Here is a 26,206-nt window from a genome sequence, read left to right as displayed (position 1 = left end):
GGTGCAAGGCTTGAGGGCGGTCCCGACACCGGCGGCCCCCTCAAGGCTTCAAAGATTGAACAAGACGGCTTGCCGACTGACCTGCGGATTTGAGTGACAAACCCATGCCAAAACGTACAGACATTAAAAGCATCCTGATTCTCGGCGCTGGCCCGATCGTTATCGGCCAGGCCTGCGAATTCGACTACTCCGGCGCCCAGGCCTGTAAAGCCCTGCGCGAAGAGGGTTACCGCGTCATCCTGGTGAACTCCAACCCGGCGACCATCATGACCGACCCGGACATGGCCGACGCCACCTACATCGAACCGATCAAATGGCAGACCGTTGCCAAGATCATCGAGAAAGAGCGTCCGGACGCGCTGCTGCCAACCATGGGTGGCCAGACCGCTCTGAACTGTGCCCTGGACCTGGAGCGCGAAGGCGTTCTGGAGAAGTTCGGCGTAGAGATGATCGGCGCCAACGCGGACACCATCGACAAAGCTGAAGACCGTTCGCGCTTCGACAAGGCGATGAAGTCCATCGGCCTGGACTGCCCGCGTTCGGGTATCGCCCACAGCATGGAAGAAGCCAACGCCGTTCTCGAACGCCTGGGCTTCCCGTGCATCATCCGCCCATCCTTCACCATGGGTGGCACCGGTGGCGGTATTGCTTACAACCGTGAAGAATTCGAAGAAATCTGCGCCCGTGGTCTGGACCTGTCGCCAACCAAAGAGCTGCTGATCGACGAATCCCTGATCGGCTGGAAAGAGTACGAGATGGAGGTTGTCCGCGATAAGAAGGACAACTGCATCATCGTCTGCTCCATCGAAAACTTTGACCCGATGGGCGTGCACACTGGTGACTCGATCACTGTTGCGCCAGCACAGACCCTGACGGACAAGGAATACCAGATCATGCGTAACGCCTCGTTGGCGGTACTGCGTGAGATCGGCGTGGAAACCGGCGGCTCCAACGTTCAGTTCGGCATCTGCCCGGACACAGGCCGTATGGTCGTGATCGAGATGAACCCGCGGGTATCCCGTTCCTCGGCACTGGCCTCGAAAGCCACTGGTTTCCCGATTGCGCGCATCGCTGCCAAGCTGGCGATCGGCTACACCCTGGACGAATTGCAGAACGAAATCACGGGCGGCGCTACACCTGCGTCCTTCGAGCCGTCCATCGACTACGTCGTGACCAAGCTGCCACGTTTCGCCTTCGAGAAATTCCCGAAAGCCGACGCCCGCTTGACCACTCAAATGAAGTCGGTCGGTGAAGTCATGGCCATCGGCCGGACCTTCCAGGAATCCCTGCAGAAAGCCCTTCGCGGTCTGGAAGTGGGCGTTTGCGGCCTGGACGAGAAGCTCGACCTGAGCAACCCGGAAAGCATGAGCGTGCTCAAGCGCGAACTGACCGTGCCGGGCGCTGAGCGTATCTGGTACGTGGCTGACGCCTTCCGCGCCGGTCTGTCGGTCGAAGACATCTTCGGCATGAACATGATCGACCCGTGGTTCCTGGTGCAGATCGAAGATCTGATCAAGGAAGAAGAGAAGGTCAAGACCCTGGGGCTGGCCAGCATCGACCGCGACGTGATGTTCCGCCTCAAGCGCAAAGGCTTCTCCGACATGCGTCTGGCCAAGCTGCTGGGCGTGACCGAGAAGGCGCTGCGTCGCCATCGTCACAAGCTCGAGGTTTACCCGGTCTACAAGCGCGTTGATACCTGCGCGGCCGAGTTCGCCACCGACACCGCCTACATGTACTCGACTTACGAGGAAGAGTGCGAAGCCGCGCCATCGGGCCGCGACAAGATCATGATCCTCGGCGGCGGTCCAAACCGTATCGGCCAGGGCATCGAGTTCGACTACTGCTGCGTACACGCGGCGCTGGCCCTGCGCGAAGACGGTTACGAGACCATCATGGTCAACTGCAACCCGGAAACCGTTTCCACCGACTACGACACCTCCGATCGCCTGTACTTCGAGCCAGTGACCCTGGAAGACGTGCTGGAAATCTGCCGCGTCGAGAAGCCGAAAGGCGTGATCGTCCAGTACGGCGGCCAAACCCCGCTGAAACTGGCGCGTGCCCTGGAAGAAGCTGGCGTGCCGATCATCGGCACCAGCCCTGACGCAATTGACCGTGCCGAAGACCGTGAGCGCTTCCAGCAAATGGTTGAGCGCCTGAACCTGCGTCAGCCGCCAAACGCCACCGTGCGCAGCGAAGACGAAGCGATTCGTGCCGCCACCAAGATCGGTTACCCGCTGGTGGTGCGTCCGTCCTACGTATTGGGCGGCCGTGCGATGGAAATCGTCTACGAAGAAGAAGAGCTCAAGCGCTACCTGCGCGATGCGGTGAAAGTGTCCAACGACAGCCCGGTGCTGCTCGACCACTTCCTCAACTGCGCCATCGAAATGGACGTGGATGCGGTCTGCGACGGCACCGACGTGGTGATCGGCGCGATCATGCAACACATCGAGCAGGCTGGCGTTCACTCCGGTGACTCCGCGTGCTCCCTGCCGCCGTACTCGCTGCCTGGCCACATCCAGGACGAGATGCGCGAACAGGTCAAGAAAATGGCCCTGGAACTGGGCGTGGTCGGCCTGATGAACGTTCAGTTGGCGCTGCAAGGCGAAGACATCTACGTCATCGAAGTCAACCCGCGTGCTTCCCGTACCGTACCGTTCGTATCGAAGTGCATCGGTGTTTCCCTGGCAATGATCGCGGCTCGCGTCATGGCCGGTAAAACCCTGAAGGAAATCGGTTTCACCAAAGAAATCATCCCGAACTTCTACAGCGTGAAAGAGGCGGTGTTCCCATTCGCCAAATTCCCTGGTGTGGACCCGATCCTGGGCCCAGAGATGAAGTCCACCGGTGAAGTGATGGGCGTGGGCGACACCTTCGGTGAAGCATTCGCCAAGGCCCAGATGGGCGCCAGCGAAGTGCTGCCGACCGGTGGTACCGCGTTCATCAGCGTTCGTGACGACGACAAGCCACTGGTTGCAGGTGTAGCTCGTGATCTGATCAACTTGGGTTTCGAAGTGGTCGCCACTGCCGGTACTGCCAAGCTGATCGAAGCCGCAGGCCTGAAAGTGCGCCGTGTGAACAAGGTGACCGAAGGTCGTCCGCACGTGGTCGACATGATCAAGAATGACGAAGTCACCCTGATCATCAACACCACCGAGGGTCGCCAGTCGATTGCCGACTCGTACTCCATTCGTCGTAATGCCCTGCAGCACAAGATTTACTGCACCACGACTATTGCTGCTGGCGAAGCCATCTGCGAAGCGCTGAAGTTCGGTCCCGAGAAGACCGTGCGCCGCTTGCAGGATCTACACGCAGGATTGAAGGCATGATCAAATACCCAATGACCGTCCAGGGCGCGAAAGCCCTGGAAGAGGAACACGCTCACCTGACCAAGGTCGTTCGTCCAAAGCTCAGCCAGGACATCGGAACGGCCCGCGAGTTGGGAGACTTGAAGGAAAACGCCGAATACCACGCTGCCCGTGAGCAGCAAGGGATGGTTGAGGCGCGGATTCGTGACATCGAAGGCCGGATTCAGAATCAGGTCATCATCGACGTCACGACCATTCCTCATACCGGCAAAGTGATTTTCGGCACGACCGTTGAAATCGCCAACGTCGAGACGGATGAGCGCGTCACTTACCACATCGTGGGTGAGGACGAGGCTGATTTCAAACTCGGCAAGATTTCCGTCGGTTCGCCGCTGGCCCGCGCCTTGATTGCCAAGGAAGAGGGTGATGTGGTTGCCGTGAAAACGCCGAGTGGCGTGATCGAGTACGAGATTGTCGAAGTCCGCCACATCTAAAGGCCTGCGCCCGCTACGCGCGGGCGCCATGGTTTGGCAGCTGACTCAGATGTTGTGGGTCGGCGGCTTGTGGTTGTTGCATATCGGTCTGGTGCCGGCGCTGGGCCAAATAGGTCTGGCGCCGCTACTGATCGACGAAATTGCAGGCATGCTGAATGCGCTGGTGGTGGGATTTGCCGCAGCGTGTGTGATTTTTCAGGCGTTGGTGTTGGTACAGGCCGATGGCCTTTCCAGTCTGTGGTGCGATATTCGTGGGCAACTGCTGCTGATGGCGCTGTGCGCGTGCGCGATGTTTTTCGCGGTGCGCTTTGGTTGGCCGGAGGCGCTGCGTTGGCAGGTGTTCAGCTTTCTGGTTCTGGGGTTTTCCGGGCTGGTGCTGGTGTTGCAACCGGTGCCGGGATGGAGTGGCAGGGTGCGCGAAGCACACCCTTGACCCTTGCCATCACTTGAAGCGATGGACGTTCGACAGCTGCTTGTTGACGCTGAAGTTCTTGCGGTAAATCAGTGCCATCTTGCCGATGACTTGAACCAGATCCGCTTTGCCAACCTTGCAGAGTTCTGCAATGGACGCCAGGCGCGATTCGCGATCAAGGATGTTGAGCTTGATTTTAATCAGCTCGTGATCCGCCAAAGCGCGTTCAAGTTCGGCTAACACACCTTCAGTCAAACCGTTGTCAGCCACAATCAAAACTGGTTTCAGATGGTGGCCAATGGATTTGTACTGTTTCTTCTGCTCTTGAGTGAGCGGCATAATCTGACCCTTTCGTCTGGATTCTGTAAAATGGCGGCCATTTTACCCGAGGGCTCGTGGATCCGCCCAACTAATCACGACCCTTATCATCGAGGTGCCCAATGGCGCGTTCCAAGACAAGCCTTGGTTGGCTGAAAAGACATGTCAACGATCCCTATGTGAAGCAGGCGCAGAAGGATGGCTACCGCTCGCGCGCGAGTTACAAACTTCTGGAGGTCCAGGAGAAATACAAGCTGATCCGTCCCGGCATGAGCGTGGTCGACCTGGGTGCAGCGCCCGGGGGGTGGTCGCAGGTGACTAGCCGTCTGATCGGTGGTGAGGGGCGTCTGATCGCCTCGGACATTCTGGAGATGGACAGCATTCCGGACGTGACTTTCATCCAGGGTGACTTCACCGAGGACGAAGTGCTCGCGCGGATCCTTGAAGCCGTGGGTAATTCGCAGGTGGACCTTGTGATTTCCGATATGGCCCCCAATATGAGTGGTACGCCTGAAGTGGACATGCCAAAAGCCATGTTCCTTTGCGAGCTGGCGCTTGATTTGGCGGAACGGATACTCAAGCCGGGTGGTAATTTCGTGATCAAGATTTTTCAAGGCGAAGGGTTTGATGTTTACCTGAAGGATGCTCGTCGGAAATTCGACAAGATTCAGATGATCAAGCCAGACTCGTCTCGAGGCAGTTCCCGCGAGCAATACATGCTGGCTTGGGGTTACCGCGGGCGGAGTGAGTAAAACGAGGTTTTTTGGCGGGGCGATAGGTTTTTCGTATTTCGCCCCGTGAGCATTAGCGAATATTGTGTAGAAAGTGTTTCACAAAGGGTTACAGACGGCGCCTGCCAGAGTCGTAGGTAATGTAGTAAGTTAGGCCGGTGAATATCATGCGAAGCGCGCGCCATTAGCGGAGCTTGCTTCAGAGGGTAGTTAATTGAACGATATGGCAAAGAATCTGATCCTGTGGTTGATCATCGCGGCTGTCCTGGTGACGGTGATGAACAACTTCTCCAGTCCTAACGAGCCGCAGACCCTCAACTATTCCGACTTCATCCAGCAGGTCAAGGATGGCAAGGTCGAGCGCGTAGCGGTTGACGGCTACGTGATTACCGGTAAACGCAACGATGGCGACAGCTTCAAGACCATTCGTCCGGCTATCCAGGACAACGGTCTGATCGGCGACCTCGTGGACAACCACGTCGTGGTCGAAGGCAAGCAGCCTGAACAGCAAAGCATCTGGACTCAACTCCTGGTCGCAAGCTTCCCGATCCTCGTGATCATCGCTGTATTCATGTTCTTCATGCGGCAGATGCAGGGCGGTGCAGGCGGCAAGGGCGGGCCGATGAGCTTCGGTAAGAGCAAGGCGCGCCTGCTTTCCGAAGATCAGGTGAAAACCACATTGGCTGACGTTGCCGGTTGCGACGAAGCCAAGGAAGAAGTCGGCGAGCTGGTCGAGTTCCTTCGTGATCCGGGCAAGTTTCAGCGCCTGGGTGGTCGTATTCCTCGCGGCGTACTGATGGTCGGTCCTCCGGGTACCGGTAAAACCTTGCTGGCCAAGGCGATTGCCGGCGAAGCAAAAGTGCCGTTCTTCACTATCTCCGGTTCCGATTTCGTTGAAATGTTCGTCGGTGTCGGTGCCAGCCGTGTTCGCGATATGTTCGAACAGGCCAAGAAGCACGCGCCGTGCATCATCTTCATCGATGAAATCGACGCCGTTGGTCGCCACCGTGGCGCCGGCATGGGCGGTGGTCACGATGAGCGCGAGCAGACTCTCAACCAGTTACTGGTAGAGATGGACGGCTTCGAAATGAACGACGGCATCATCGTTATCGCTGCAACCAACCGTCCGGACGTATTGGACCCTGCGTTGCTGCGTCCAGGCCGTTTTGACCGTCAGGTTGTGGTCGGTCTGCCAGACATTCGTGGTCGTGAACAGATTCTTAAAGTTCACATGCGCAAAGTGCCAATGGGCGACGACGTTGCTCCGGCGGTGATTGCTCGCGGTACGCCTGGTTTCTCCGGTGCTGACCTGGCCAACCTGGTGAACGAAGCTTCTTTGTTTGCTGCGCGTGCCGGCAAGCGTATCGTTGAAATGAAAGAGTTCGAACTGGCGAAAGACAAGATCATGATGGGCGCCGAGCGCAAATCGATGGTCATGTCCGAGAAGGAAAAGCAGAACACCGCTTATCACGAAGCCGGCCACGCTATCGTGGGTCGCGTCGTGCCAGAGCATGATCCGGTCTACAAGGTCTCGATCATTCCGCGCGGTCGTGCGCTGGGTGTGACCATGTTCCTGCCGGAAGAAGATCGTTACAGCCTGTCCAAGCGTGCACTGATCAGCCAGATCTGCTCGCTGTACGGTGGCCGTATCGCTGAAGAAATGACCTTGGGCTTCGATGGCGTCACCACGGGTGCGTCCAACGACATCATGCGTGCCAGCCAGATTGCGCGGAACATGGTGACCAAGTGGGGCCTCTCGGAAAAACTTGGTCCTTTGATGTATGCCGAAGAAGAGGGCGAAGTGTTCCTCGGTCGCGGCGGCGGCGGTCAGAGTGCGAGCTTCTCCGGTGAGACAGCCAAGCTGATCGACTCTGAAGTGCGCAGCATCATTGATCAGTGCTACGGCACGGCCAAGCAGATCCTCACGGACAACCGCGACAAGCTTGATGCCATGGCGGATGCCCTGATGAAGTACGAGACGATCGATGCTGACCAGATCGATGACATCATGGCCGGTCGTGCGCCTCGCGAACCTCGTGACTGGTCTGGTGGTACCGGTACTTCCGGGACACCTCCGGTGGTGCAGGACGAGCGTCCGGAAACACCGATCGGCGGTCCGGCTGCTGACGTATAAGGTTTGAAATGACTTCTGTTCAGTCCTCGACCCGGTTGCCTTGCGGCAACCGGGTTCTTGATTTGGCCCAGACGCATGTCATGGGTATTCTCAATGTCACTCCTGATTCCTTTTCCGACGGCGGCCGATACAGCCAGCTCGATGCGGCCCTGCGCCACGCCGAGTCGATGGTATTGGCGGGTGCGACACTGATTGATGTCGGTGGCGAATCAACCCGCCCAGGCGCCCGGGCGGTTTCACCGCTTGAGGAGTTGGAGCGGGTAGCGCCTATCGTTGAGCGCATCCATCGCGAACTGGATGTGATCATTTCCGTCGATACCTCCACTCCAGCGGTCATGCGCGAGACAGCGCGGTTGGGGGCGGGGTTGATCAACGATGTGCGCTCGCTGCGTCGAGACGGTGCCCTGGATGCGGCCGCAGCCACCGGATTGCCCGTGTGTCTGATGCATATGCTCGGTGAGCCGGGCGACATGCAGGACAATCCGCATTACGAGGACGTCACCAGGGAAGTCGGTGATTTTCTCGCTGAGCGAATGGCTCAGTGCGCGTTGGCGGGCATCCCGCCGGAGCGGATTATTCTTGATCCGGGTTTTGGTTTCGCGAAAACCTTGCAGCACAATCTAAGCTTGTTTAAGCATATGGAAGCCTTGCATGCCTTGGGGCGGCCTCTGTTGGTCGGGGTTTCGCGAAAGAGCATGATTGGCCAGGCCTTGAATCGGCCGGTTGGTGAGCGACTTTATGGTGGTCTTGCACTCGCAGCGCTGGCTTCAGCCAACGGGGCGCGTATATTGCGCGTCCATGATGTAGCTGAAACAGTGGACGTAGTGCGGATGATCGCCGCGGTGGAATCAGCCGAATAAGAATGATGGAGCACTTATGAGCAAAAAATACTTTGGTACCGACGGTATTCGTGGTCGTGTCGGTGAATACCCGATTACTCCTGACTTCATGCTCAAGCTCGGCTGGGCTGCGGGTATGGCATTCCGAAAAATGGGCGCTTGCAAGGTATTGGTCGGCAAGGACACCCGGATCTCGGGCTACATGTTTGAATCTGCACTCGAGGCCGGGCTGACGTCGGCAGGTGCTGATGTCATGCTTCTGGGTCCGATGCCAACCCCGGCGATCGCCTACCTGACGCGTACCTTTCACGCTGAAGCCGGTATCGTGATCAGTGCCTCGCACAATCCTCACGATGACAACGGCATCAAGTTCTTCTCCGGAAAGGGTACCAAGCTGCCGGATGAAGTCGAGCTGATGATTGAAGAGTTGCTCGACACCCCGATGACCGTGGTTGAGTCGAGCAAGATCGGCAAAGTCTCGCGCATCAACGACGCTTCTGGCCGTTACATCGAATTTTGCAAAAGCAGCGTCCCGACCGGCACCAGTTTCGCGGGCCTGAAGATCGTGATCGACTGCGCTCACGGTGCGACCTACAAGGTTGCCCCAAGCGTATTCCGTGAGTTGGGTGCTGATGTTGTGGTGCTGTCCGCGCAGCCGAACGGTCTGAACATCAATGACAATTGTGGTTCTACCCATATGGGTCAATTGCAGGCTGCCGTATTGGCTGAACATGCCGACCTGGGTATCGCGTTCGATGGTGACGGTGATCGTGTCCTGATGGTCGATCACACCGGCGCCATTGTTGATGGTGACGAGCTGCTTTACATCATCGCCCGCGATCTGCATGAGCGCGACAAGCTGCAAGGCGGTGTGGTCGGCACGTTGATGAGTAATCTGGGGCTGGAGTTGGCCCTGGCGGATCTGTCTATTCCATTTGTGCGTGCCAACGTTGGCGATCGCTATGTCATCGCTGACTTGCTTGAGCGTAACTGGCTGGTGGGCGGTGAGAACTCGGGGCACATCGTTTGCTTCAATCACACCACGACCGGTGATGCGATCATTGCTGCACTGCAGGTGTTGATGGCGTTGAAGACTCGCTCCGAAGGGCTGGCTCAGGCCCGTCAAGCGCTGCGCAAGTGCCCTCAGGTGCTGATCAATGTCCGTTTTGGCGGTGGTGCGAGTCCGCTCGATCATCCTGCGGTCAAGGAAGCCAGCGACCGTGTTACCAAGGTGATGGCCGGTCGTGGTCGGGTGCTGTTGCGCAAGTCCGGGACAGAGCCGTTGGTGCGTGTCATGGTCGAAGGCGAGGACGAAACGCAGGTTCGCGGTTATGCCGAAGAGCTGGCAAAACTCGTTACTGAAGTTTCTGCCTGAATTCGGCTTGCCAGCCTTGATTGTGTTGGGTAACATCTGCGCCCACTTTGACCGACGAGGTACAGCATGCGTCGCCCTATGGTAGCTGGTAACTGGAAGATGCACGGTACCCGCGCCAGCGTCGCTGAGCTGATTGACGGCCTTAGTCATCTGGCCTTGCCGAGCGGTGTTGATGTAGCGGTATTCCCGCCTAGCTTGTTCATCAATCAAGTGATTGATGGCGTGAAAGGCAAGTCGATTTCGGTCGGCGCGCAGAATTCTGCGGTGGAAGCCATGCAAGGCGCATTGACCGGTGAAATTGCACCGAGTCAGTTGGTGGATGCAGGTTGTACCCTGGTACTTGTCGGGCACTCCGAACGCCGCCAGATATTGGGCGAGCAGGATGCAGTGCTGATCCGCAAGTTCGCAGCGGCACAGGCATCTGGCTTGATCCCGGTGTTGTGCATAGGGGAGACCCTTGAGCAGCGCGAAGCCGGGAAAACGATTGAAGTTGTCTCGGCTCAGCTGGACAGCATCATCGATGAGCTGGGTGTCGGTGTATTTGCAAAAGCAGTGATCGCTTACGAGCCGGTTTGGGCCATTGGCACCGGGCTGACTGCTTCGCCGCAACAGGCGCAGGATGTGCATGCAGCCATTCGCGCGCAGTTGGCGGCAAAGAATTCTGAAGTCGCGCAAGGTGTGCGGCTTCTATACGGCGGCAGCGTGAAGGCGGCCAATGCGGTCGAACTGTTCGGCATGCCGGATATCGATGGGGGTCTCATTGGTGGGGCTTCCCTGAATGCAGATGAGTTCGGTGCGATCTGTCGCGCCGCGGGAAACTGAAAAAATGCTGGAAACAGTCGTAGTCGTTTTTCATCTGCTGGGTGCATTGGGCGTAGTTGCTCTCGTATTGCTGCAGCAGGGTAAAGGTGCGGATGCTGGCGCGTCTTTCGGAGCAGGTGCTTCAAATACTGTGTTCGGAAGCCAAGGTTCCTCTACCTTTCTTAGTAAGTTTACTGCTATACTTGCCGCAGGTTTCTTCATAACCAGCTTAGGGTTAGGTTACTTTGCTAAAGAGAAAGCTCACCAGCTGACTCAAGTAGGTTTGCCAAACCCAGCGGTGTTGGAAGTTCCAAAGCAACAACCGGCTTCTGATGATGTACCGGTGCTTCAAGAGCAAAAGTCGGCTACTCCAGCGACTGACGTGCCTCCAGCTCAAGAGCAAAAGTAAGAAGGGTTTCAAACGTAGTATTGCCGAGGTGGTGGAATTGGTAGACACGCAACCTTGAGGTGGTTGTGCCCATAGGGTGTAGGGGTTCGAGTCCCCTTCTCGGTACCAATTATCAGGAGAGCCCGCTGTTGCGGGCTTTCTTGTAGGTGGAAGGTTACATTGACCCTGTTAGGGATCGGTCGTATACTTCCGCCCCAGCTTTGTCGCGGGGTGGAGCAGTCTGGTAGCTCGTCGGGCTCATAACCCGAAGGTCGTCGGTTCAAATCCGGCCCCCGCAACCAGTTTAAGGAGCCCCTTTTCAGGGGCTTTTTGTTAGCTGGATACTTTCTACGCCGCTGTTCGACGGCGTTTCAAGGATGGGCGTTTCGCCCATTTTTTTATTTTGCATAGCATGCACATACATGCACGAGGGGGTTCAGGTGTCGAGCAAGCTAGAAGAGTTGCAGGCCTTGTTGGCCCCGGTGGTCGTGGCCCTGGGCTATGAATGCTGGGGTATTGAGTTTTCGGCTCAAGGTCGTCACTCGATGTTGCGCGTTTATATCGATAAAGAGGGCGGTGTGCTGGTGGACGATTGCGCCATTGTCAGCCGTCAGATCAGCGGTGTCCTGGATGTTGAAGATCCGATCGCCGTTGAATACACCCTTGAAGTTTCCTCGCCTGGCATGGAACGCCCGCTGTTCACTATTGAGCAGTTTGCAAAATTTGCCGGTGAACAAGTGAAGATCAAGCTGCGCTCGCCTTTTGAAGGACGACGCAACTTTCAGGGCCTTCTGCGCGGTGTAGAAGAGCAGGACGTCGTGGTGCAGGTAGAAGACCATGAGTTCCTGTTGCCGATCGATATGATCGACAAGGCCAACATTATTCCCAGTTTTGACTGAGACGCGGATCCCGCGGATCCAATGGCTTGCGAAAGGCGAGGCGTACGATGAGCAAAGAAGTACTGCTGGTTGTTGAGTCGGTATCCAATGAAAAGGGCGTACCGGCAAACGTAATTTTTGAAGCGCTGGAGCTGGCCCTGGCCACTGCTACCAAAAAGCGTTTTGAGGACGAAGTCGATCTGCGTGTGGAAATCAATCGCCACACCGGTGCTTACGAGACATTCCGTCGCTGGACGGTTGTCGAAGAAGCAGACCTGGACGATCCGGCCATTGAAACCTGGCCGAGCAAGGTTGCCGAAACGCATCCTGGTGCCAAGGTTGGCGATGTAGTCGAAGAAAAAATCGAATCCATCGAGTTCGGCCGTATCGCTGCACAGACTGCCAAGCAAGTCATCGTGCAGAAAGTTCGTGAAGCCGAGCGCGCTCAAGTCGTTGACGCCTATCGCGAGCGCCTGGGGGAAATCATCTCCGGCACCGTGAAGAAAGTGACCCGCGACAACGTGATCGTCGACCTGGGCAACAACGCTGAAGCGTTGCTGGCTCGTGAAGACATCATCTCTCGCGAAACCTTCCGTGTCGGCGTGCGTCTACGTGCGCTGCTCAAGGAAATCCGCACCGAGAACCGCGGCCCGCAGCTGATCCTGTCGCGTACCGCGCCGGAAATGCTGATCGAGTTGTTCCGCATCGAAGTGCCGGAAATCGCTGAAGGCCTGATCGAAGTAATGGCTGCGTCCCGTGATCCGGGTTCGCGCGCCAAGATCGCGGTCCGCTCCAAGGACAAACGCATCGACCCGCAGGGCGCTTGCATCGGTATGCGCGGTTCGCGCGTCCAGGCAGTGTCGGGTGAGTTGGGCGGTGAGCGTGTGGACATCGTCCTGTGGGACGACAACCCGGCTCAGTTCGTGATCAATGCCATGTCCCCGGCAGAGGTTGCAGCAATTATCGTTGACGAAGATGCCCATGCAATGGACATCGCCGTTGGCGCAGACAATCTGGCTCAGGCCATCGGTCGTGGTGGTCAGAACGTGCGTCTGGCTAGCCAATTGACTGGCTGGACCCTGAACGTGATGACCGAATCGGACATCCAGGCTAAGCAGCAAGCAGAAACCGGCGACATCCTGCGCAACTTCATCGACGAGCTGGAAGTCGACGAAGACCTGGCACAGGTGCTGGTAGATGAAGGCTTCACCAGCCTGGAAGAGATTGCCTACGTACCGTTGGAAGAAATGCTCAACATCGACGGCTTTGACGAAGAAACCGTCAACGAGCTTCGCGCTCGTGCCAAGGATCGTTTGTTGACCAAAGCCATCGCTACTGAGGAAAAGCTGGCAGACGCCCATCCGGCCGAAGACCTGCTCTCGCTTGAGGGTATGGACAAGGATTTGGCGATGGAACTGGCGGTGCGCGGCGTAATTACCCGCGAAGACCTGGCCGAGCAGTCTATTGACGACCTGCTCGACATCGACGGCATTGACGATGATCGTGCCGGCAAGTTGATCATGGCCGCCCGAGCCCACTGGTTCGAGTAATTAGGCGCGGCCTGAGGAGAGAAGTGCATGACGCAAGTCACGGTGAAACAACTGGCCGATGAGGTCAAAACACCGGTAGAGCGCCTGTTGCAGCAGATGCGTGAGGCAGGTCTGCCGCACACCGCCGCCGAAGAAAGTGTGACTGACAGTGAGAAGCAATCGTTGCTGACTCACTTGAAAAGCAGTCACAAGGCGAAAGTGGAAGAACCACGCAAGATCACGCTGCAGCGTAAAACCACCAGCACCCTGCGTGTTGCTGGCAGCAAAAGCATCAGCGTTGAAGTCCGCAAAAAGAAAGTTTTCGTACAGCGCAGCCCGGAAGAAATCGAAGCCGAGCGCAAACGCGAACTGGAAGAACGTCGCGCAGTAGAAAACGCTGCCCGTCAGAAGGCTGAAGAAGAAGCCAAGCGTCGCGCCGAAGAAGAAGCGCGTCGCCAGCCTGCTGCTGCGCAAAACGCTACGACCGACGCTGTTGCAGCGCCTGCTGCAGTTGCCGAACCCGTGCGTGAAAGCGCGCCGGTTGTGGCCGCTGCACCAGCACCGTCTGCTGACGTTCGCAACAAGCAGAACGAACAGCGCCGTCCGGACAAACCACGTGCCGACGATAACAATCGTCGCGGCAGTGGCGATGGCGAGCGCAAAAACGCTCCGCATCGTGCTTCGGTCAAAGAGAAAGCGCCTGCTCCACGTGTTGCGCCACGTACTACCGACGAAGAAAGCGATGGCTTCCGTCGTGGTGGTCGCGGCAAGGCCAAGCTGAAGAAACGCAACGCCCACGGTTTCCAGAGCCCAACCGGCCCTGTTGTGCGCGAAGTGAAGATCGGCGAGACCATCACTGTTGGCGATCTCGCCCAGCAGATGTCGGTCAAGGCTGCTGAAATCATCAAGTTCATGTTCAAACTGGGTACTCCAGCGACCATCAACCAGGTACTGGATCAGGAAACTGCCCAACTGGTTGCTGAAGAGCTGGGCCACAAAGTGACCCTGGTCAGCGACACAGCCCTGGAAGATTCCCTGGCCGAGTCCCTGAAGTTTGAAGGTGAAGCGTTCTCCCGTGCACCAGTCGTGACCGTCATGGGCCACGTTGACCACGGTAAGACCTCGCTGCTCGACTACATCCGTCGTGCCAAGGTAGCTGCAGGCGAAGCCGGCGGTATCACCCAGCACATCGGTGCATACCACGTTGAAACCGAACGCGGCATGGTCACCTTCCTCGACACCCCGGGTCACGCCGCGTTTACCGCAATGCGTGCTCGTGGTGCCAAGGCGACCGACATCGTGATCCTGGTGGTTGCAGCGGATGATGGCGTTATGCCGCAGACCGTTGAAGCCGTTCAGCACGCCAAGGCTGCCGGTGTGCCGCTGGTTGTTGCAGTGAACAAAATCGACAAGCCTGGCGCCGATCTCGATCGCATCCGTAGCGAACTGTCGGTTCACGGCGTGACCTCGGAAGAGTGGGGCGGCGACACCCCGTTCGTATCGGTTTCGGCGAAAGTCGGTACTGGCGTGGACGAGTTGCTCGAAGCTGTTCTGCTGCAAGCCGAAGTGCTGGAATTGAAAGCAACTCCGTCGGCTCCAGGCCGTGGCGTTGTGGTTGAATCGCGTCTCGACAAAGGTCGTGGCCCGGTTGCAACCGTTCTGGTTCAAGACGGTACCCTGCGCCAAGGCGACATGGTGCTGGTTGGTTCGAACTATGGCCGTGTACGTGCCATGCTCGACGAGAACGGCAAGCCGATCAAGGAAGCCGGTCCTTCCATCCCTGTCGAGATTCTCGGCCTGGACGGTACCCCGGACGCTGGCGACGAGATGAGCGTGGTTGCCGACGAGAAGAAAGCCCGTGAAGTGGCTCTGTTCCGTCAAGGCAAGTTCCGCGAAGTCAAACTGGCCCGTGCTCACGCCGGCAAGCTTGAAAACATCTTCGAAAACATGGGTCAGGAAGAGAAGAAGACGCTCAACATCGTCCTCAAATCCGACGTCCGTGGTTCGCTGGAAGCGTTGAACGGTGCCTTGAACGGACTGGGTAACGACGAAGTGCAAGTGCGTGTTGTCGGTGGCGGTGTCGGTGGTATCACCGAGTCTGACGCCAACCTGGCACTGGCTTCCAACGCTGTACTGTTCGGCTTCAACGTGCGTGCCGATGCCGGCGCTCGCAAGATCGTCGAGCAGGAAGGTCTGGATATGCGTTACTACAACGTGATCTACGACATCATCGAAGACGTCAAGAAAGCCCTGACCGGTATGCTGGGCAGCGATGTTCGCGAGAACATCCTGGGTACCGCTGAAGTGCGTGACGTGTTCCGTTCGCCGAAGTTTGGCGCGATCGCCGGTTGCATGGTTATCGAAGGTGTTGTTCACCGTAACCGTCCAATCCGTGTACTGCGTGAAGACATCGTTATCTTCGAAGGCGAACTGGAATCCCTGCGCCGCTTCAAGGATGACGCTTCCGAAGTACGTGCCGGCATGGAATGCGGTATCGGCGTGAAGAGCTACAACGACGTTAAAGTCGGTGACAAGATCGAAGTCTTCGAGAAGGTTCAGGTTGCTCGCAGCCTCTAACTCGCGCACTTCAAGGGCCACGCCAAGCCGCCGCATGCAAATGCGCGGCACCGCGTCAGGACTCTAAACGCAACGCCCGGTCTGGCTTTTGTCAGGCCGGGCGTTTGCCGCTTTCAGACCCCTCGGGTTTCACCGTGGGGCAGTAACAGGTAACAAGACATGGCAAAAGAATACAGCCGTACCCAACGTATCGGCGATCAGATGCAGCGTGAGCTGGCACAGTTGATCCGTCGTGAAGTCAAAGACCCGCGCGTCGGCCTGGTCACCATTACTGCTGTTGAAGTCAGCCGTGACGTCGGTCACGCCAAGATCTTCATCACCGTGATGGGGCAGGACAATGCCGAAGACATCGCACAAAGCATCAAGGTGCTCAACTCCGCCGCCGGTTTCCTGCGTATGCAGTTGGCTCGCGAAATGAAGTTGCGCAGCGTTCCTCAGTTGCACTTCCACTACGACGAAAGCGTCGTGCGTGGCGCTCATCTGTCGGCCCTGATCGAGCGTGCGGTGGCTGAAGACAATCAGCACCCTGTAGCGGCTGAACCCGAAGACGCCAAGGAGTAATCGGTGGCTCAGGTCAAACGTATCCGTCGTAACGTCAGCGGCATTATCCTGCTCGACAAGCCGCTGGGGTTCACCTCCAATGCCGCGTTGCAGAAGGTTCGCTGGTTGCTGAACGCCGAGAAGGCCGGGCACACCGGCAGTCTTGATCCGCTGGCCACCGGCGTGTTGCCGTTGTGCTTCGGTGAGGCGACCAAGTTCTCGCAGTACCTGCTCGACTCCGACAAGGGTTACGAAACCCTGGCGCAATTGGGCAAAACCACCACCACGGCCGATGCCGAAGGTGAAGTTTTGCTGGAGCGCCCGGTGACCGTTGGTCGCGCCGATGTCGAAGCTGTTTTGCCCGGTTTTCGCGGACAAATCAGCCAGATACCGCCGATGTACTCGGCGCTCAAGCGTGACGGGCAGCCGCTGTACAAGCTGGCCCGTGCTGGCGAAGTAGTGGAGCGCGAACCGCGTTCTGTTACTATTGCGCGCTTGGAGTTGCTGGCCTTCGAAGGTGATACTGCGCGGCTTGCAGTGGATTGCAGCAAAGGCACCTATATCCGCACCCTGGTGGAGGATATCGGTGAGAAACTCGGTTGTGGCGCTTACGTTGCTGAATTGCGACGTACCCAGGCCGGGCCTTTCACGCTGGCGCAGACGGTCACGCTGGAAGAGTTGGAAGCGGTACATGCCGAAGGCGGCAATGAAGCGGTTGATCGCTTCCTGATGCCATCGGACAGCGGTCTGCTGGATTGGCCGCTGTTGCAGTTCTCGGAGCACAGCTCGTTCTACTGGCTTAACGGCCAGCCGGTTCGAGCCCCGGATGCACCGAAGTTCGGCATGGTACGGGTACAGGATCACAATGGTCGCTTCATCGGTATCGGTGAAGTGAGCGAAGACGGGCGCATCGCGCCACGTCGACTGATTCGGTCAGAATGACCGGACGAGGGTGGCTGTCAACAGGCACGGTCACTACTCATTTTTAGATACAGGGATTTGTCCCTGGCCTGTTGAAGCTGTTTCTTTGAAACAGTTTCCTGATAAAAGGATTGCCTCATGGCTCTCGACGTTCAAGAAAAAGCTCAAATCGTAGCTGACTACCAGCAAGCTGTTGGTGACACTGGTTCGCCAGAAGTGCAAGTTGCACTGCTGACCCACAACATCAACAAGCTGCAAGGTCACTTCAAGGCCAACGGTAAAGATCACCACTCCCGTCGTGGTCTGATCCGCATGGTAAACCAGCGTCGTAAGCTGCTGGACTACCTGAAAGGCAAGGATCTGGGTCGTTATCAGGCTCTGATCGGTCGCCTGGGTCTGCGTCGCTAATAAGCGATTGCGCTAGAGGTTGGTTGTCTGTCGTACGTCAGCGGGTTTCCCGCTGGCGCATGGCAGGCTCCCAGCCTCAAGTTTTATCTGGACACACGTTTTACCCTGGACAGGCGTTGGGCCGATTCCCGACATTGCCCAAGAATTTCGCAAGAAGACAAGTTCCCCAAGAGCCACAAAAGAAGGTAGGACACCGTGAACCCGGTAATCAAAAAATTCCAGTTCGGTCAGTCGACCGTTACCCTCGAGACTGGCCGTATCGCCCGTCAGGCCTCCGGCGCAGTATTGGTCACCGTTGACGACGACGTCAGCGTATTGGTGACCGTAGTCGGTGCCAAGCAAGCCGATCCAGGCAAGGGCTTCTTCCCTCTGTCCGTTCACTACCAGGAAAAGACTTACGCTGCCGGTAAGATCCCTGGCGGTTTCTTCAAGCGCGAAGGCCGCCCTTCCGAGAAAGAAACCCTGACTTCCCGACTGATCGACCGTCCGATCCGTCCGCTGTTCCCAGAAGGCTTCATGAACGAAGTGCAGGTTGTCTGCACCGTCGTTTCCACCAGCAAGAAGACCGATCCGGACATCGCTGCGATGATCGGTACCTCGGCTGCCCTGGCCATCTCCGGCATTCCTTTCGATGGCCCGATCGGCGCTGCCCGCGTTGCGTTCCACGAAAGCACCGGTTACCTGCTGAACCCGACTTACGAACAACAGAAAGCTTCGAGCCTGGACATGGTCGTTGCCGGTACTTCGGAAGCCGTGTTGATGGTTGAATCGGAAGCCAAAGAGCTGACCGAAGACCAGATGCTGGGCGCGGTACTGTTTGCTCACGACGAGTTCCAGGTTGTGATCCAAGCTGTGAAAGAACTGGCCGCTGAAGCTGCCAAGCCGACCTGGGCCTGGGCTCCACAGCCAGAAGCCACCGCTCTGCTGGGCGCTATCCGTGCCGAGTTCGGCGACGCGATCTCCCAGGCTTACACCATCACTATCAAGGCCGATCGTTACGCTCGTCTGGGCGAACTGAAAGACCAGGTGGTTGCCAAGCTGTCCGGTGAAGAAGGCCAGCCTTCTTCCAGCGAAGTCAAAGCAGCATTCGGCGAAATCGAATACCGCACCGTTCGCGAAAACATCGTAAACGGCAAGCCACGTATCGACGGTCGCGACACCAAGACCGTACGTCCGTTGAACATCGAAGTCGGTGTTCTGCCTAAGACCCACGGTTCGGCTCTGTTCACCCGTGGCGAGACCCAGGCTCTGGTTGTTGCAACTCTGGGCACTGCCCGTGACGCACAACTGCTGGACACCCTGGAAGGCGAGAAAAAAGACCCGTTCATGCTGCACTACAACTTCCCTCCGTTCTCGGTAGGTGAGTGTGGTCGCATGGGTGGCGCTGGTCGTCGCGAAATCGGTCACGGCCGTCTGGCCCGTCGTTCGATTGCGGCCATGCTGCCTGCTGCCGACGTGTTCCCTTACACCATCCGTGTTGTATCGGAAATCACCGAGTCCAACGGTTCGAGCTCCATGGCTTCGGTCTGCGGCGCTTCCCTGGCCCTGATGGACGCTGGCGTTCCAATGAAGGCACCGGTTGCCGGTATCGCCATGGGGCTGGTTAAAGAAGGCGAGAAGTTCGCCGTCCTGACCGACATCCTGGGTGACGAAGACCACCTCGGCGACATGGACTTCAAAGTAGCGGGTACCGCCAAAGGTGTTACCGCGCTCCAGATGGACATCAAGATCAAAGGCATCACCGAAGAAATCATGGAGATCGCTCTGGGCCAAGCCCTGGAAGCGCGCCTGAACATCCTCGGTCAGATGAATCAGATCATTGGCCAGTCGCGTACCGAACTGTCGGAAAACGCTCCGACCATGATCGCGATGAAAATCGACACCGACAAAATCCGTGATGTCATCGGTAAAGGTGGCGCGACCATTCGTGCGATCTGTGAAGAGACCAAGGCTTCGATCGACATCGAAGACGACGGCTCGATCAAGATCTTCGGCGAAACCAAGGAAGCGGCTGAAGCAGCACGTCAGCGCGTTCTGGGCATCACCGCAGAAGCTGAAATCGGCAAGATCTACGTGGGTAAGGTTGAGCGCATCGTCGACTTCGGTGCATTCGTCAACATCCTGCCTGGCAAGGACGGTCTGGTTCACATCTCCATGTTGAGCGACGCTCGTGTTGAGAAAGTGACCGACATCCTGAAAGAAGGTCAGGAAGTGGAAGTGCTGGTACTGGACGTGGACAACCGCGGCCGTATCAAGCTGTCCATCAAAGACGTAGCAGCAGCCAAGGCTTCGGGCGTTTAATCACTCCCCACGCCTGACCGCTTCAACGTTATAAAAAATGCCCCGCAGTGAACACTGCGGGGCATTTTTTTGTCTGCAAAACAGGGTGTGAAGTTGCTGGCCCTCGAACCCGGTGCTAGGTTTAGCCCACTGCCCGTGTAGCTCAGTTGGTAGAGCAGCGCACTCGTAACGCGAAGGTCGCAGGTTCGACTCCTGTCTCGGGCACCATCCCCGCTGTTATTTCACCTTTCTACTCAGGTCATCCACGGTACGTTTGAGCTGATCGCTGGTGCGCTTGAGATCGTCTATTTGACTGGCGAGTTTTTTCAGGGCGTTGTCCTGCTCGCTGACGGTTCGCTTGAGGTTAGCGGTTTCGCTGGCACTCGAGCTTGAACCGGACCCCGCATTCTTTTTGAGTTCTTCGATCAGTCTGGATTGTTCCTTGACGGTTTTCTCAAGGTTCTGGATGTCAGTCGTGTTGGTTTTAGCGGTGCTCTGTAATTGCGTCACCATGTCGATACTGATATCGCTCCTCGTCATCACATCTTTGCCATACAAATTGTGAAAGGTGAGGAATTTGTCGCTTGAGCTGGAACTGTTGGTGCTGAACTCCAAACCGGCGTGAGCGGTACTGGACAGTGCCAGGCCGGCGAGAAGTAGGGCCGCCGTGCTGGTTGCGAGAAGGGCAGATGAATGCTTTGCAAGACTGGACATCACTAGGCTTCCTTGTGAAGTGCCTATATGGCACATCGCTATGACTTTGCCGTTATAGCGTTGTTCCGGCGACGCGAGACAATATTTTCAAAAAGGCCCCTTCAGCGTTTTTTTGTAGATTTGATGTACAAGTCCATATAAATCGCCAACCAAACGTCCTATATTCGGAGCCTGCACACGCATCACCTTGCAGTTTTCAGATGATCCCCGAATGGTTCTGAAGGCCAGACAAACCGGGCTTCACACGGTTTTTTGCGTCAGAGAGATCCTTGATGATCCAGATCCATCTTCCATTCCCCAGATCAGCGAGAACGACATGACCGTTAAAGAATTGACCCAAGAAGCCAGACACGCAGAAGCGCTCAAAAAGTATTTGCTGGATTCGCCCCAGCTCGCCGAAGAGATCAAGGACCTGCCGGCCGACGATCAGAAAGACCAGATTCAATGGGCGTTCGAGGATGAGGCAGAGTCACAGGGCTTGCAGCCGTGGGAATTGACGCTCAAGTACACCTCGACCCCGGAAGAGTTCGAGGCTGCGCGCCTGGCGCTGCACAAGGAGGCAGCCGAGGTGCTGGGCGTTGAGTGGGAAGAGTACTGCGAGATGAATAATCTGGTGGTCTGAGAGCCGCTTCAGGTTTCAAGCGGTAAGCTGCAAGTAAAAGCAAAACTGCTTGAAACTTGGAGCTTACCGCTCGTAGCTGCGTTTTAGAGGCTGAGGCGCATCGACAGGTCGACAGCCTTCACGTCCTTGGTCATCGCACCAATCGAAATGTAATCCACCCCGGTTTCGGCGATTGGTAGCAGCGTACTTTCGTTGATCCCGCCGCTGGCCTCCAGTTTTGCCTTGCCCGCGTTCAGGCGCACAGCTTCACGCATGTCATCCAGGCTCAACTCATCGAGCATGATGATGTCGGCACCCGCCGCCAACGCTTCCTTGAGTTCCTTGAGACTTTCCACTTCGATCTCCACCGGTTTACCCGGGGCAATCTTGTGCGCGGCATTAATGGCTTCAGGGATGCCACCGCTGGCAGCGATGTGGTTTTCCTTGATCAGGAAGGCGTCGTAGAGACCGATGCGGTGGTTGTGGCAGCCGCCGCACGTCACGGCGTATTTTTGCGCCAGACGCAGACCCGGCAGGGTTTTGCGAGTGTCGAGCAACTTGACCCGGGTGCTGGCAACAAAGTCCGCCAGATGCTGCGCACGCGTGGCCACGCCCGACAGCAATTGCAGGAAGTTCAGCGCACTGCGTTCGCCTGTGAGTAGTGAGCGCGCCGGACCTTCGAGGTGAAACAGCGCCTGATTGGGTTGAACCCGTTCGCCATCACGCACCTGCCAATGCACCGCGACCCGTGGATCCAGTTGCCGGAACACTGCATCGACCCACGCCGTGCCGGCAATGACGGCGGCATCACGCGTGATGATGGTGGCTTTCGCCAGGCGTTCGGCTGGGATCAACTGTGCGGTGATATCGCCGCTGCCGATGTCTTCGAGCAACGCACGACGTACGTTGGCTTCGATTTCGGCGGTCAAGTCGGCGAGACGTAGATTCGGCATAACGGACTCCACAAACAAAGTGGTCCGATTATAGGGGTATGGCACGAGCCAACCCAAGGAGTCAGAGGCTTTCCGTTTGCGCGCAAGCGTGCATTTGGTCGATTTATCGCCTAAGTCGCCGCCCGGCCGCTGCGTCTATTTGAAGGGAGATGACGAGTCTGCTGGCACAGCAGGTGCTTTTTGCAAGATAATTCGCCTTGCTTTTGACGTCATGGCTTTGACGTGTTTTCGGATTGTTTTCCGTCCGGAACATCACCCTTTCAGGAGGCTTGGATGCACAACGACGGGAACGTAGTGCCTTTTCACAAAGGCGCTACCGATCAGGCGACTCATTCGCCGCTCGCCCGCCTGCCTGTGATTCTGCTTCAGGTTCGCGACAAGGCTGCACTGCAGCTTCGGCAGGGATTGCAGGATCTGTTCGATAATGCCGACGACACCTTGTTCGAAATGGCCGATCGGGCCCGCAATGACGTCGAGCAGAACCTCTATTTTGAAGCCATGCGCGATTTGCGCCTCAAGCGTAAAAGCATCGAGCGTGGGTTCCTCGAGCACTTCTTCGAGGCGTTTGTCAGCCTCACTCAATACGACACGACTCAGGCTGCATTGCCCCAGGCATTGACCCTTGACGCCTCGACACAACGCCCCGACGACAGGGAGCGCAGCGTCGCGGTGGAGGCGATGGTCAATAAAGTGCTGAACCGTGAAGGTGTTGCCCTCGGTCAGCTCACCACGCGGCTCGGTGTGTTGCTCGGTAAACCGCTGGACGATCAGCGCAACCCCGTGGGCCCGGCGATGCTGTGCGAGTATTTCTTGCAGGCCGGGCGCAACCTGGGGGTGGAGATCAAGGTCAAGCTGATCATCCTCAAATTGTTCGAGCGCTATGTGCTCAGTAGCGCCGATCAGCTCTACGCTCAATCCAATCAGTTACTTGCCGCCACCGGCGTATTGCCCGAGCTCAAGCCGGCTCCCACGCGGCGTGCGGCAGATCGTACGATGTCCAGCGCGGATGACCAGCCTTCACAGGCGAACAGCCACTCGGACACGGCACAGATCGACGAGGTTTTTGCTGCCTTGCAGGTACTGCTGCTGCCTGTGCGCGGCAGTGTCGCGCCGACCCTTGAGGCCAGCGCCGAGACACGACCCATTTCCACGCAGGACTTGTTGCGCATGCTCTCGCACCTGCAGCAACACGTGCCGGCCCTGACGGCTCAGGACGATTTCGATCTGCGTAACCAGCTCGAACAACTGCTGACACGGGGCAGTGTCAAAAGCGGCACGTCGCGCGTGGTCGGGGTCGCTGATGAAGATGTGATCAACCTGATTGCCATGCTGTTTGAATGCATGCTCGATGACCGTAACCTGCCGGATTCGCTCAAGGCGCTGATCGGTCGCCTGCAGATCCCGATGCTGAAAGTGGCGGTGCTCGACAAGAGTTTCTTCAGCCGAAGCAGCCATCCAGCCCGACGCTTGCTCAACGAAATCGCCGCCGCGGCCATGGGCTGGGGTGAGTGCGAGGACCATGAGCGCGACAGCCTGTACCTGCGCATCGAACAGGTGGTGCAGCATCTGTTGAACGACTTTGCTGACGACCCGGCGATTTTTTCCGAGCTGCTGGCGGATTTTCTCGCCTTCACCAGTGATGAGCGCCGTCGCAGTGAGTTACTGGAGCAGCGCACCCGTGATGCCGAAGAGGGCCGTGCCAGGACCGAACTGGCTCGCAAGCGTGTCGAGCAGGCCCTGAATCAGGCGTTGTTGGGCAAAGTGCTGCCGCAAGCGGTGGTGGTGTTTGTCCAGGAGGCCTGGAGCCAAGTGCTGCTGCTGACTTGCCTCAAACACGGTGAGCACTCGGCTGAATGGCGTGCGGACCTCCACACCATGGAGCAACTGATCTGGAGTGTGCAGCGTCACGACGAGCCCGATGCGAGCCAGCGTCTGCTGGCGCTGGTGCCTGGGCTACTGAAGTCATTGCGTGACGGGCTGAGCAGCTCGGCGTTCGATCCTTTCGCCACCAGCGAGTTTTTCAGCGAGCTGGAAACCTTGCACGTTCAACTGTTCATGTATCCGGGGCAGGCAAACGACGCGTCTGTCGAGGCGCCGGTGATGGTCTGGATGACGCAGGAAATCGCCCTGCAAACCGCAGACGAAGGACCGGTCGAGATGTCCGCCCGTTTGCCGGCGGATGACGCCAGCCTGCTGCAAGTGGATCAACTGCATCCCGGCTGCTGGGTGGAGTTTCTGGAGGACGACGAAAACCCCCTGCGCTGTAAACTGGCCGCGATCATTGAAGCCACCGGCAACTACATCTTCGTCAATCGCACCGGCCTGAAAGTGTTGGAGCGCAGCCGTGCGGGCCTGGCTCTGGAATTTCGTCGCGGCGCGGTGCGCGCGTTGGACAATACGTTGCTGTTTGACCGGGCGCTGGCCTCGGTGCTCGGTAACCTGCGCCGCCTCAATCGCGGCAAGTGATCGCGTCCCGGTGGGCTATCGCGGCATACTGGGCACCAACACAGTCGTCGCTGAAGGAACCTGTATGCAGTTGGACCCCGCGAGCGGTTGGTGCCAGGACGTGCGTTTATGCCCCTCACCCAACTTCAATGCGCGCCCCTCGGGCGAAATTTCCCTGCTGGTGATCCACAACATCAGCTTGCCGCCAGCGCAGTTCGCGACCGGCAAAGTGCAGGAATTCTTCCAGAATCGTCTGGATGTCACGGAGCATCCTTATTTTGAAGGTATTGCTGACTTGCGGGTGTCAGCGCACTTTCTGATTGAGCGTGACGGCACTGTCACTCAGTTTGTCTCTTGTCTTGAGCGCGCCTGGCACGCCGGCATCTCGAGTTTCGAGGGCCGGGAAACCTGTAACGATTTTTCCGTGGGCATCGAACTCGAAGGCACGGATGATCTGCCTTTCACCGAAGCTCAGTATCAGGTGCTGACGGCCTTGACCCGGCAGCTGCAAAGCGCCTACACCGACATCACTGCGCAGCGCATTTGCGGGCACAGCGACATTGCCCCGGGGCGCAAGACCGATCCAGGACCGGCGTTCGACTGGGCACGCTATCGCGCGGCCCTGGCAAAAGAGGAAGGACAATGAGTTTTCTGGTGTTGCTGTTGGCGGTATGGATCGAGAAGTTCTCGGCATTGCGCCATCGGGTACAGCGTGATGGCGGTTGGGTGCGCGAGCTGAACAAGCTTGAGGTCATGCCACGCCTGATCAACCGGCCATGGTTGATTTTGGTCATTATGGTGTTGTTGCCGGTCGCGCTGCTGGGGTTGTTGCTGGTGGTGCTGGAGCCCGTGGCCTATGGTCTGTTGGCGTTACCGGTGCATTTGCTGGTGGTGATTTACAGCCTGGGGCGCGGTGATCTGCTGGCCGGGCTGGGGCCGTTTCGCGATGCCTGGCGCCGGGAAGACCTGCAAGCCGCCGCGCATGTGGCCAAACGAGACCTTGATATTTGCGCCGAAAGCGGCGAGCAATTGCTGGAACGGGTCGAAGCGCACCTCCTCTGGGAGGCTTACCAGAGTTTCTTTGCGGTCATTTTCTGGTACTTCCTGCTGGGTCCGGTGGCCGCCCTGAGCTATCGCTTGCTGGCGCTGGCCGAAGAGCATGGACAGAACCCGGCCGTGGTCGAACGCGCGGCACAATTGCGTCACGCCTTTGATTGGGTGCCCGTGCGGTTGCTGGCGGCAAGTTTTGCACTGGTCGGCAACTTTGTGGCGGTCGGCCGGGTGATGTTGCATGAGTTGCTGAACTGGAACATCAGCGCCGCTCAACTGATCGAGAAGGTCGGCATGGTGGCCGGTGAAATCCCTGCACCGGTCGTCGGACCGGATGGCATCAACAGTCTGGACCGGATCTGGGAGCTACTGTTGCGCGCGGCAGTGCTTTGGTACGCCGGTTTTGCGCTGTGGACAGTCCTCCCTTAGCATCTCAATCCCGGTAGCCGCTGACGCAGCCTGCGCCAGCGGCTACCGGGATTTGCCTGCCCTCGTTAACCTTAAGTTACAAAA

The 26,206-nt window shown here is 57.7% G+C and carries 23 protein-coding genes and 3 tRNA genes; 23 read left to right on the top strand and 3 right to left on the bottom strand.

The genetic code is table 11. The annotated features are described in order from the left end of the window. The first annotated feature begins 104 nt into the window (after positions 1–104). Genes carB through J2X66_RS11120 form a run of 3 tightly spaced genes read left to right on the top strand, consistent with a single transcriptional unit; the run spans position 105 to position 4,232 of the window. Positions 105–3,326: a carbamoyl-phosphate synthase large subunit gene (gene carB / locus J2X66_RS11130; protein ID WP_310264043.1), complete on the top strand. Its 3,222-nt coding sequence runs from the start codon at positions 105–107 to the stop codon at positions 3,324–3,326. Then, complete coding sequence (greA, locus tag J2X66_RS11125) at positions 3,323–3,799, top strand: transcription elongation factor GreA (RefSeq protein WP_310264040.1); 477 nt, start codon at positions 3,323–3,325, stop codon at positions 3,797–3,799. The genes carB and greA overlap by 4 nt, the downstream gene beginning before the upstream one ends. A gap of 28 nt (positions 3,800–3,827) precedes the next feature. After that, the gene (locus tag J2X66_RS11120; protein WP_310264181.1) at positions 3,828–4,232 is read left to right on the top strand and encodes an MFS transporter; all 405 of its coding nucleotides are present in this window, start codon (positions 3,828–3,830) and stop codon (positions 4,230–4,232) included. 9 nt (positions 4,233–4,241) lie between these two features. Here J2X66_RS11120 and J2X66_RS11115 read toward each other — a convergent pair whose 3' ends face one another. Further along, complete coding sequence (locus J2X66_RS11115; RefSeq protein ID WP_007942889.1) at positions 4,242–4,550, bottom strand: YhbY family RNA-binding protein; 309 nt, start codon at positions 4,548–4,550, stop codon at positions 4,242–4,244. 101 nt (positions 4,551–4,651) lie between these two features. On the opposite strand from J2X66_RS11115, the gene rlmE reads away from it, so the two are divergent. From rlmE to J2X66_RS11035, 16 genes are all read left to right on the top strand, one after another. Beyond that, positions 4,652–5,281 carry a 23S rRNA (uridine(2552)-2'-O)-methyltransferase RlmE gene (gene rlmE, locus J2X66_RS11110; RefSeq protein ID WP_310264037.1) on the top strand — a complete coding sequence of 210 codons (630 nt, stop codon included), beginning with the start codon at positions 4,652–4,654 and terminating at the stop codon, positions 5,279–5,281. Between the two features lie 202 nt (positions 5,282–5,483). Then, positions 5,484–7,394, top strand: coding sequence for an ATP-dependent zinc metalloprotease FtsH (gene ftsH / locus J2X66_RS11105; RefSeq protein ID WP_032833566.1), 1,911 nt, complete (start codon positions 5,484–5,486; stop codon positions 7,392–7,394). Between the two features lie 8 nt (positions 7,395–7,402). Next, positions 7,403–8,254, top strand: a complete 852-nt coding sequence (gene folP / locus J2X66_RS11100; protein ID WP_059181636.1) for a dihydropteroate synthase — start codon at positions 7,403–7,405, stop codon at positions 8,252–8,254. Between the two features lie 16 nt (positions 8,255–8,270). Then, a complete protein-coding gene (gene glmM, locus J2X66_RS11095; RefSeq protein ID WP_310264032.1) occupies positions 8,271–9,608 on the top strand; it encodes a phosphoglucosamine mutase in 1,338 nt (445 codons plus the stop codon). A gap of 66 nt (positions 9,609–9,674) precedes the next feature. Then, on the top strand, positions 9,675–10,430 hold the full coding sequence (tpiA, locus tag J2X66_RS11090; protein WP_310264030.1) for a triose-phosphate isomerase: 756 nt from the start codon (positions 9,675–9,677) through the stop codon (positions 10,428–10,430). A gap of 4 nt (positions 10,431–10,434) precedes the next feature. Further along, positions 10,435–10,818, top strand: coding sequence for a preprotein translocase subunit SecG (secG, locus tag J2X66_RS11085; RefSeq protein WP_017336473.1), 384 nt, complete (start codon positions 10,435–10,437; stop codon positions 10,816–10,818). A gap of 22 nt (positions 10,819–10,840) precedes the next feature. Next, positions 10,841–10,926: transfer RNA gene (locus tag J2X66_RS11080), tRNA-Leu, on the top strand. 96 nt (positions 10,927–11,022) lie between these two features. Next, positions 11,023–11,099: transfer RNA gene (locus tag J2X66_RS11075), tRNA-Met, on the top strand. A gap of 138 nt (positions 11,100–11,237) precedes the next feature. After that, on the top strand, positions 11,238–11,696 hold the full coding sequence (gene rimP, locus J2X66_RS11070; RefSeq protein WP_010463487.1) for a ribosome maturation factor RimP: 459 nt from the start codon (positions 11,238–11,240) through the stop codon (positions 11,694–11,696). A gap of 47 nt (positions 11,697–11,743) precedes the next feature. Then, entirely contained in the window at positions 11,744–13,225 is a 1,482-nt protein-coding gene (nusA, locus tag J2X66_RS11065) for a transcription termination factor NusA (RefSeq protein ID WP_007900474.1), read from the top strand. 27 nt (positions 13,226–13,252) lie between these two features. Beyond that, complete coding sequence (infB, locus tag J2X66_RS11060) at positions 13,253–15,781, top strand: translation initiation factor IF-2 (protein WP_027924463.1); 2,529 nt, start codon at positions 13,253–13,255, stop codon at positions 15,779–15,781. A 159-nt stretch (positions 15,782–15,940) separates the two neighbouring features. Then, positions 15,941–16,342, top strand: a complete 402-nt coding sequence (gene rbfA / locus J2X66_RS11055; RefSeq protein ID WP_007942872.1) for a 30S ribosome-binding factor RbfA — start codon at positions 15,941–15,943, stop codon at positions 16,340–16,342. Positions 16,343–16,345: 3 nt separating this feature from the next. Continuing rightward, positions 16,346–17,263 (top strand): tRNA pseudouridine(55) synthase TruB, encoded by a 918-nt coding sequence (truB, locus tag J2X66_RS11050; protein WP_310264027.1) that lies wholly within the window; start codon positions 16,346–16,348, stop codon positions 17,261–17,263. 117 nt (positions 17,264–17,380) lie between these two features. Further along, positions 17,381–17,650, top strand: a complete 270-nt coding sequence (gene rpsO, locus J2X66_RS11045; RefSeq protein WP_003176135.1) for a 30S ribosomal protein S15 — start codon at positions 17,381–17,383, stop codon at positions 17,648–17,650. A gap of 195 nt (positions 17,651–17,845) precedes the next feature. Then, positions 17,846–19,951, top strand: coding sequence for a polyribonucleotide nucleotidyltransferase (gene pnp / locus J2X66_RS11040; RefSeq protein WP_310264025.1), 2,106 nt, complete (start codon positions 17,846–17,848; stop codon positions 19,949–19,951). A 131-nt stretch (positions 19,952–20,082) separates the two neighbouring features. Next, positions 20,083–20,158: transfer RNA gene (locus tag J2X66_RS11035), tRNA-Thr, on the top strand. A gap of 9 nt (positions 20,159–20,167) precedes the next feature. On the opposite strand, the gene J2X66_RS11030 is transcribed toward J2X66_RS11035, so the two are convergent. Further along, complete coding sequence (locus J2X66_RS11030) at positions 20,168–20,644, bottom strand: hypothetical protein (RefSeq protein WP_310264179.1); 477 nt, start codon at positions 20,642–20,644, stop codon at positions 20,168–20,170. A 316-nt stretch (positions 20,645–20,960) separates the two neighbouring features. Here J2X66_RS11030 and J2X66_RS11025 point away from each other — a divergent pair, with 316 nt between their 5' ends. Then, entirely contained in the window at positions 20,961–21,266 is a 306-nt protein-coding gene (locus tag J2X66_RS11025; protein ID WP_310264023.1) for a DUF6388 family protein, read from the top strand. An 83-nt stretch (positions 21,267–21,349) separates the two neighbouring features. Here the strand turns inward: J2X66_RS11025 and nadC are convergent, their stop codons facing one another. Continuing rightward, positions 21,350–22,198 (bottom strand): carboxylating nicotinate-nucleotide diphosphorylase, encoded by an 849-nt coding sequence (gene nadC / locus J2X66_RS11020; RefSeq protein ID WP_310264021.1) that lies wholly within the window; start codon positions 22,196–22,198, stop codon positions 21,350–21,352. A gap of 273 nt (positions 22,199–22,471) precedes the next feature. Here nadC and J2X66_RS11015 point away from each other — a divergent pair, with 273 nt between their 5' ends. The 3 genes from J2X66_RS11015 (at position 22,472) to ampE (ending at position 26,122) form a co-directional block, all read left to right on the top strand. Beyond that, on the top strand, positions 22,472–24,664 hold the full coding sequence (locus J2X66_RS11015; RefSeq protein WP_310264019.1) for a DUF1631 domain-containing protein: 2,193 nt from the start codon (positions 22,472–22,474) through the stop codon (positions 24,662–24,664). 64 nt (positions 24,665–24,728) lie between these two features. Continuing rightward, positions 24,729–25,289 (top strand): 1,6-anhydro-N-acetylmuramyl-L-alanine amidase AmpD, encoded by a 561-nt coding sequence (gene ampD / locus J2X66_RS11010; protein ID WP_310264015.1) that lies wholly within the window; start codon positions 24,729–24,731, stop codon positions 25,287–25,289. Further along, positions 25,286–26,122, top strand: coding sequence for a regulatory signaling modulator protein AmpE (gene ampE, locus J2X66_RS11005; RefSeq protein ID WP_194940817.1), 837 nt, complete (start codon positions 25,286–25,288; stop codon positions 26,120–26,122). Before ampD ends, ampE begins: the two co-directional genes overlap by 4 nt. Positions 26,123–26,206 lie beyond the last annotated feature (84 nt).

The sequence above is a fragment of the Pseudomonas sp. 3296 genome, assembly GCF_031456615.1.
Taxonomy (GTDB): domain Bacteria; phylum Pseudomonadota; class Gammaproteobacteria; order Pseudomonadales; family Pseudomonadaceae; genus Aquipseudomonas; species Aquipseudomonas mucoides.
This window is presented reverse-complemented; position numbering and strand designations above follow the sequence as displayed.

What these genes read in the sequence shown, in the direction of transcription:
- rbfA (WP_007942872.1), top strand. Translation starts at nt 15,941, where the DNA reads ATGGCAAAAGAATACAGCCGTACCCAACGTATCGGCGATCAGATGCAG.
- J2X66_RS11120 (WP_310264181.1), top strand. Translation starts at nt 3,828, where the DNA reads ATGGTTTGGCAGCTGACTCAGATGTTGTGGGTCGGCGGCTTGTGGTTG.
- nadC (WP_310264021.1), bottom strand. Translation starts at nt 22,198, where the DNA reads ATGCCGAATCTACGTCTCGCCGACTTGACCGCCGAAATCGAAGCCAAC.
- J2X66_RS11015 (WP_310264019.1), top strand. Translation starts at nt 22,472, where the DNA reads ATGCACAACGACGGGAACGTAGTGCCTTTTCACAAAGGCGCTACCGAT.
- carB (WP_310264043.1), top strand. Translation starts at nt 105, where the DNA reads ATGCCAAAACGTACAGACATTAAAAGCATCCTGATTCTCGGCGCTGGC.
- tpiA (WP_310264030.1), top strand. Translation starts at nt 9,675, where the DNA reads ATGCGTCGCCCTATGGTAGCTGGTAACTGGAAGATGCACGGTACCCGC.
- glmM (WP_310264032.1), top strand. Translation starts at nt 8,271, where the DNA reads ATGAGCAAAAAATACTTTGGTACCGACGGTATTCGTGGTCGTGTCGGT.
- ampE (WP_194940817.1), top strand. Translation starts at nt 25,286, where the DNA reads ATGAGTTTTCTGGTGTTGCTGTTGGCGGTATGGATCGAGAAGTTCTCG.
- rpsO (WP_003176135.1), top strand. Translation starts at nt 17,381, where the DNA reads ATGGCTCTCGACGTTCAAGAAAAAGCTCAAATCGTAGCTGACTACCAG.
- ftsH (WP_032833566.1), top strand. Translation starts at nt 5,484, where the DNA reads ATGGCAAAGAATCTGATCCTGTGGTTGATCATCGCGGCTGTCCTGGTG.
- ampD (WP_310264015.1), top strand. Translation starts at nt 24,729, where the DNA reads ATGCAGTTGGACCCCGCGAGCGGTTGGTGCCAGGACGTGCGTTTATGC.
- J2X66_RS11030 (WP_310264179.1), bottom strand. Translation starts at nt 20,644, where the DNA reads ATGTCCAGTCTTGCAAAGCATTCATCTGCCCTTCTCGCAACCAGCACG.
- nusA (WP_007900474.1), top strand. Translation starts at nt 11,744, where the DNA reads ATGAGCAAAGAAGTACTGCTGGTTGTTGAGTCGGTATCCAATGAAAAG.
- J2X66_RS11115 (WP_007942889.1), bottom strand. Translation starts at nt 4,550, where the DNA reads ATGCCGCTCACTCAAGAGCAGAAGAAACAGTACAAATCCATTGGCCAC.
- secG (WP_017336473.1), top strand. Translation starts at nt 10,435, where the DNA reads ATGCTGGAAACAGTCGTAGTCGTTTTTCATCTGCTGGGTGCATTGGGC.
- greA (WP_310264040.1), top strand. Translation starts at nt 3,323, where the DNA reads ATGATCAAATACCCAATGACCGTCCAGGGCGCGAAAGCCCTGGAAGAG.
- rlmE (WP_310264037.1), top strand. Translation starts at nt 4,652, where the DNA reads ATGGCGCGTTCCAAGACAAGCCTTGGTTGGCTGAAAAGACATGTCAAC.
- infB (WP_027924463.1), top strand. Translation starts at nt 13,253, where the DNA reads ATGACGCAAGTCACGGTGAAACAACTGGCCGATGAGGTCAAAACACCG.
- J2X66_RS11025 (WP_310264023.1), top strand. Translation starts at nt 20,961, where the DNA reads ATGACCGTTAAAGAATTGACCCAAGAAGCCAGACACGCAGAAGCGCTC.
- folP (WP_059181636.1), top strand. Translation starts at nt 7,403, where the DNA reads ATGACTTCTGTTCAGTCCTCGACCCGGTTGCCTTGCGGCAACCGGGTT.